This is a genomic window from Tateyamaria pelophila (assembly GCF_019966495.1).
In the GTDB taxonomy this organism is placed as follows: domain Bacteria; phylum Pseudomonadota; class Alphaproteobacteria; order Rhodobacterales; family Rhodobacteraceae; genus Tateyamaria; species Tateyamaria pelophila.
The window spans coordinates 20,987-27,104 of sequence record NZ_JAIMIA010000067.1 but is presented as its reverse complement, the minus strand read 5'-3'; the positions used below and the strand labels follow the sequence as shown (position 1 = coordinate 27,104).

At 58.6% G+C, this 6,118-nt stretch carries 5 protein-coding genes; 2 read left to right on the top strand and 3 right to left on the bottom strand.

Annotated features, from left to right (window positions below; genetic code table 11):
- Nucleotides 1-236: 236 nt before the first annotated feature.
- The 3 genes from LC354_RS18010 to LC354_RS18000 form a co-directional block, all read right to left on the bottom strand.
- Entirely contained in the window at nucleotides 237-1,706 is a 1,470-nt protein-coding gene (locus tag LC354_RS18010) for a heme biosynthesis protein HemY (protein ID WP_223426460.1), read from the bottom strand.
- Between the two features lie 11 nt (nucleotides 1,707-1,717).
- On the bottom strand, nucleotides 1,718-3,232 hold the full coding sequence (locus LC354_RS18005) for a hypothetical protein (protein WP_223426458.1): 1,515 nt from the start codon (nucleotides 3,230-3,232) through the stop codon (nucleotides 1,718-1,720).
- A gap of 72 nt (nucleotides 3,233-3,304) precedes the next feature.
- Nucleotides 3,305-3,940 (bottom strand): uroporphyrinogen-III synthase, encoded by a 636-nt coding sequence (locus tag LC354_RS18000; RefSeq protein WP_223426467.1) that lies wholly within the window; start codon nucleotides 3,938-3,940, stop codon nucleotides 3,305-3,307.
- Nucleotides 3,941-4,078: 138 nt separating this feature from the next.
- Here LC354_RS18000 and tsaD point away from each other — a divergent pair, with 138 nt between their 5' ends.
- Both tsaD and LC354_RS17990 read left to right on the top strand, forming a co-directional pair.
- Nucleotides 4,079-5,173, top strand: coding sequence for a tRNA (adenosine(37)-N6)-threonylcarbamoyltransferase complex transferase subunit TsaD (gene tsaD / locus LC354_RS17995; protein ID WP_223426456.1), 1,095 nt, complete (start codon nucleotides 4,079-4,081; stop codon nucleotides 5,171-5,173).
- Nucleotides 5,170-6,117 (top strand): NAD(P)H-dependent glycerol-3-phosphate dehydrogenase, encoded by a 948-nt coding sequence (locus tag LC354_RS17990; protein ID WP_223426455.1) that lies wholly within the window; start codon nucleotides 5,170-5,172, stop codon nucleotides 6,115-6,117. Before tsaD ends, LC354_RS17990 begins: the two co-directional genes overlap by 4 nt.
- Nucleotide 6,118 lies beyond the last annotated feature (1 nt).

The following is a 6,118-nucleotide window of genomic DNA, read 5'->3' as shown; positions in this document are numbered from 1 at the left end:
CTGACCAAGCATCGTTGGAAACCGAAGTCACTGCCTGGTTCCAAAACCGAAACAACGCACAGACAATAACCAAATGGTACTTCACTACTGAGGATGCCAGAACAAAGCTCATGCACCTATACCCGCAAATTGACTGAATCATGGGACTAGTCGATAGTTTCGTTTTTTGGCATGTTGCCGCTCAGAGCGTTGCGAAAAAGCTATTGTCGAACGCTCCTGATCCACGGTGCTTTACACTAACTCGCCTTCGATTGTGGATTGCCCAAGTCTTCGGCCACAAGGACATCGGGATCATCTTCAACATCCGTTGTGTCGTCGTTTGCTGAGGCAGTGCGGCCAACCAACAGTGGCAGCATTGATGATCCGCCGGGCATTGCCAGCTCGGTCACCGGCGGCCGCTCCCAGGCCAACGTATCGAACGCGCCACAATTGGTGCATGTCGGAGTCCATTCGCTGTGAATATTGTGGCAGTTCTCACAGATCCACTGAGGGCCGCCCGGCGCCGTGACCGCCTTGGCAAGCCAACCTTGCACGACGGAATCACTGGCGCCCTCACCACGTTCGATCGCGGCCATCAAGGTGACGGATCGTGTGGTTGGATCGGTTGCAACCAGATCGCCGAGCGCGCGTCGCGCTTCCGGGAAATCTTCAGCTGCAATGTGCAATTCTGCCATCAGCATCTTGGCTTCCGGGTCGGTGGCGTTGCCCTTGACCAGTTGGCCAAAACGTTTGAGCCGCGCTTGTGGTGTTTCGTTCGGTTCGATCGCGGCAAAGGCGGCGGCCAAATCCGGATGTGGGTGGACGGACCAAGCCTTTTTCAACAGACGAGTGGCGTATTTCTGTTGGCCTTTTTCAATATAGCTCTGTGCTGCCATCACGGCCGCCGGGATCAGATCCGGTGACATGCGATTGGCCAGAATGGCCTCTTCGCGCGCCTCGATGGTTTGATCTTTGGCAAGGATCTGTTTTGCTTCACTCAAGGCAAGAATCGCGTCACGCCGTTTGTGCACATCCCGCGGCAGGCTGCCATATTTGAGCTTGCAACTCAGGGTCTGTCGCGCGCCCGCCCAGTCTTCCTTGTCGGCTTGCAGCTTGAGAAGGATATCTTGGGTTTCTTCATGCTTCGGCTTCAGCTCGAATGCTTTTTCCGCAAGTTTCAGTGCCGTTTCCTTGTCACCCTCAGCAAGTTTCTGCTTCATGATGCCGTGTACGCCGACAAAGCGCGTGGCATCGCTTTTGACCAGTTTGCGATAGGTTTCCTCGGCCTTGCGTCGATCGCCGATCATTTCGGCGGCTTGCGCGGTCAGCAGGTTGGTCAGGTCGGGCCGGTCGAGATAGCGATTGGCTTTTTCCGCCTGTGCCATCGCGACCTTTCCGTCGCCAGAAGCCAGCGCCATCATGCCTTCGGCCAGCGCATCAAAACCGCGTGCCGCCTTGTTGCGTGCAAAGTATCGCGTAATGGCTGTTTCGTCGCCATTCATGAATTTCCACGTGGCTCTGAGCAGTCCCAGAAGTTTCAGGCCAATCCACACAGCGACGACAAAAACGCCAATCGCGATGACCGATTGAAGCGGCCCCAATGTGTACTCGGAACCGGCCACCACAAGGCGAATACCGCCCTGCGTATCAAGCAACCAGTCGGCACCAAGTGCGAGCGCCGCCACAGCGGTAATGAAGACGATGATTTTAACCAAAGACCAGATCATGAAAGGGCCCCTTAAAGTGCTGAAAGGCGTTCAGCCAATGCGTTCGCCGCAGTCACGGCATTATGACGCGATTGCGCCTTGTCGATCCAGGAACTCATCGCGTCCTGAGCGGGTGCAGGCAAGGCCCTGGCTTCGGTCAGCGCCGTTTCGAGGTCGCCCGCCCGCGTCGCGGCCTCGACCCGCGACAATACCGCATCGGGATCAGACCCTTCACGCGGCTCAACGGCGCGTACACCCAATTGCAGTTGGATAAAGCCACCCAGACCGCTGCCAGTCTCGGCATCTCTTGCCGCATAAAGCGCCTCGCGGGCCGCATCAGGCAGCGTTTCCTGCAGATTTGCCAAGGACGCAACGCCGTCAACCGCAATATCTTTGAGCTCTTGCGGGACGTCGACGAGGTCGGTTTGTTCAAGTTCAGCCAAGGCGAGATCAAACGGCGCGCCCGCGTCGATCGCCGCCTGAATGCCGGTCATTGCAGTCCGCGCAAGCGTCGCTTTAGCGGCCATTTCGGCATCTTTGATCGTGCTTTGTTGATCTGCCAGCAATTTATCAATCTCGGCCTGCTGTTCCGATGCCTTTTCGCGCAAGTCCGCCAGGGCCGCGTCCAGTGCTTCGGTCGGGACGGGCGCTTCGGTGGCAGGCTGGTTTGCGATGTCCTTGACTTGATCCGTGAGCGCGGCGATTTCCGCTTCGATTGCGCTCAGATCTACTTCGGGTGCAGGTTCCGATGGAGAGCCGCTTTGAGGCTCCGGCAAGGCGGCGACAGTTGCTTCCAGGTCGCCGATGCGTGTGGACAGGGCGGCCAGTTGGCTTGTCAGTTCACTGTCGTCAAATGCAGGTGACGGAGGTGCGGCGACAGGCGCCTGCGCCCGCATGCTGGCGGGCAGAATGGGATCCAAGATGTCAGAGCGTGCTGCGACAAAGCCCAACAATGCGGCAATGAAACCGCCGAGGATCATTGGCATGACCGTGCGTGGCTTGGGTTCGGGCGTGGGTTGGACAACCCTCTCAGGCAGCGTTTCCGGTGTTTCAGGCTCAGGCTCGGACGATTCGAGCGTGCTTTCATCAGCTTTCGCTTCGATGTCGTCCTGGTCTCGCGGAATGTCATCTTCCTGCACTGCAGCGGTTTCATCTGCCGGTTCTGCTGTTACCCTGCGTTCCGCTTCCTCAGCGGCGATGCTGTCGTCTGCGTCCAGTGGCGTAACGCTGTTGTCGCCATCCTGTGCTGCGACGGTGTCGCTGACGTCTTCCGCGGTGACAGTCTCATCCGCGCCTTGCATGACAACGGTATCCAATGCGTCCTGCGCAATCAGCGTGTCGTCCCCCTCGCGCGCCTCGGGCGTATCATCGCTTTTGGGCAGATCGCCAGCGACATCAGGATATTCAGCGCGGGATGAAACCGAATCGCTTTCCGGTCCCTGATCTGAATTTTCAAAGATGTCTGATTCTACAGAATCTTTTTGAACGTCTTCCGAAACGGTCGGATCACTTTGGGCTGTGGTTTTCGAACTTTTGCGCTTGGCCAAGATCCTACCTTTCCGATTCTCACCTTGTCGGGCAATGCCCTTAAAGAAGTCTACTCTGCTGTTCTATACGTCTCAACCCGCTGGCAGATCAGAAAGAACAGTAGCAAGTGCTGTCAACATTGCACCAAAATTAGGAGCCGACGACACCGTAACTGTCGCATAAGAGGCCTGATCCAGGTTTTGTGCAACCGCATTGCTGAAAACAATCGCATGAACATGCATTGAACGGGGTACCTCGCGCGCGAACTGCGCCGATGTGCGGGGCGAAAAAAGCGGCGCGATCACCGGATACCGGCGTGCCAGGACCTTGCGGGCTTCTTCGCTCAAGTTTTGAGCTTTCTGGTCATAAACCGCGAAGTTTTGAGCCTGCATGCCATATTCATTCAGCCGGGCACAGATATTGCCGCGTGTATGAACGCCTGACAAATGCACAAGCCTTTCGCTCGGGGGCGTTTTGACCAGGTCTGTCACCAACTCGTCAGCGGTTTCGCCCCTTAGATCCGCGCGCCAGCCGCGATCCCGCGCGGCTTTGGTTGTCGCGGAACCGACGCAATAAGCGGATCGGCCATGTCCCTCAGGTCCGTGTGCCACACCATTGACTGACGTAAAGATCGCCGCGTCGTCGGCCAGCAGTTTTGGATCGTTGCCAAGTCCGCTTATCGTGATGAGCGGGCTATAGACCGGGTGCACCTGCGCCCGTATCGCCATTGGCAAGCGGGCCACAAATGCTTCCGCAGACGCGCGCGGGCGCGTCATCAACAGTGGGATTGGATCAGGCGATGCATTGTTTGCCACGATTTTGGGTGTTACCCCGCCTTGGTGCATGACGCAACAAAAGTGAACGGAATGACGCAGCCCGTGACTCTACTCGGCATCGAAAGCAGCTGTGACGACACCGCAGCGGCAGTCGTGCACGGTGTGCCCGGAAATATGGAAATTCTGTCTTCGGTGGTCTTTGGCCAGACCGACCTGCATGCGTCCTTTGGCGGCGTTGTTCCCGAGATCGCGGCGCGGGCGCATTCAGAGCGGTTGGATGGCACCATTCAGGGTGCATTGGATGCCGCAAATCTTGACCTCTCCGAAATCGACGCCATTGCCGTCACATGTGGCCCCGGCCTGATCGGCGGCGTTGTGTCGGGAGTCATGATGGCCAAGGGGTTGTCCGCTGCGACGGGCAAACCGCTTTATGGGATAAACCATCTGGCGGGCCACGCCCTGACCCCGCGTCTGTCCGATGGCGTGCCGTTTCCCTACTTGATGTTGCTTGTGTCAGGGGGTCATTGCCAGTTCCTGATTGCCCATGGGCCGGACCGGTTCGAAAGATTGGGTGGCACGATAGATGATGCGCCCGGCGAAGCCTTTGACAAAGTGGCGCGGTTGATCGGTCTGGGGCAACCTGGCGGGCCTGCCATTGAAGTGGCCGCAAAAACCGGGCAAGCGACCCGCTTTGGTTTTCCGCGTCCTTTGCGCGACAAACCGGGATGCGACCTGAGCTTTTCCGGGCTCAAGACGGCCGTGTTGCGGACGCGGGATGCATTGGTATCGGATCAGGGTGGCTTGCACCGTCAGGATCAGGCCGATCTGGCGGCGTCGTTTCAAATGGCCGTTGCCGAGAGCCTGGCGGGAAAAACGGTGCGGGCCTTGGAAAGATACTTGTCGCTGTCGCCCGCTGCCCCGACGTTTTGTGTCGCCGGTGGCGTTGCAGCGAATATGACAATTCGAGCCATGTTAGAGACTGTTTCCAACGCGACGGGTACTGCATTTCTGGCCCCACCTTTGGCGCTGTGTACCGACAATGCCGCCATGATTGCCGCCGCGGGGATCGAGCAGATGCCGTACCGCGCACGCGATGACATGACCCTGTCGGCCCGTCCGAGAATGCCGCTCGACACGCAAAGCTCGGCCATGTTGGGATCGGGCAAAAAAGGCGCCAAAGCATGAGTGTCGCGGTCGTCGGCGCGGGCGCTTTTGGAACTGCTTTGGCTATTTCACTGGCGCAAAGGCAAAATGTCCTGCTGTGGGCGCGGGATCCGGACCATGCCGCCGAAATGGAGGCCGTGCGGGAAAACGCGCGTCGTTTGCCACGCGTGCCGCTGCCGGACCAATTGACCATATCAGCCAATTTAGAGACAGCATTTGGCGCAGATATCATCCTGCTCGCCGTTCCGATGCAGGTTCTGGCCGAGTTTGCAGCCACGCATGATCTGACGGGCAAGACGGTCGTCGCCTGTTGCAAGGGCATAGATCTTGAAACCGGGCGGGGGCCAAGCGCAGTGTTGGCGAGTGCCGCACATGTGGCGGTGCTGACGGGCCCGAGCTTTGCGCGCGACATCGCACTTGGGTTGCCCACTGCACTTACGCTGGCCTGCGCCGATGCTGACATGGCCGCGCAATTGCAAGCGGCGCTGTCCACACCCACCTTGCGACTGTACCGCACCACGGATGTAACCGGCGCGGAACTGGGTGGTGCGCTGAAGAACGTGATCGCCATTGGCTGCGGTGCCGTGATCGGAGCGGGCCTCGGAGACAGCGCGCGCGCGGCCCTGATGACCCGAGGCTTTGCCGAGATGCGCAGAATTTCCGGGGCCATGGGCGCAGAACTGGATACGTTGATGGGATTGAGCGGGCTTGGCGATCTGACGTTGACCTGCACGTCTGATCAGTCGCGGAATTACCGGTTGGGTCTTGCCCTTGGGGCTGGAACCGAATTTGATGCGCGTGTCACCGTCGAGGGAGCCGCGACCGCTCGTGCCTTGCGCAAGGTGGCTGCGGGCCGCGGAGTGGATATTCCGGTGTGCATGGCGATAGCGGATCTTGTAGATCACAAAGTGAACATTAACGGCGCAATCGACCGACTTTTGGCGCGCCCACTGAAGGAAGAATAAC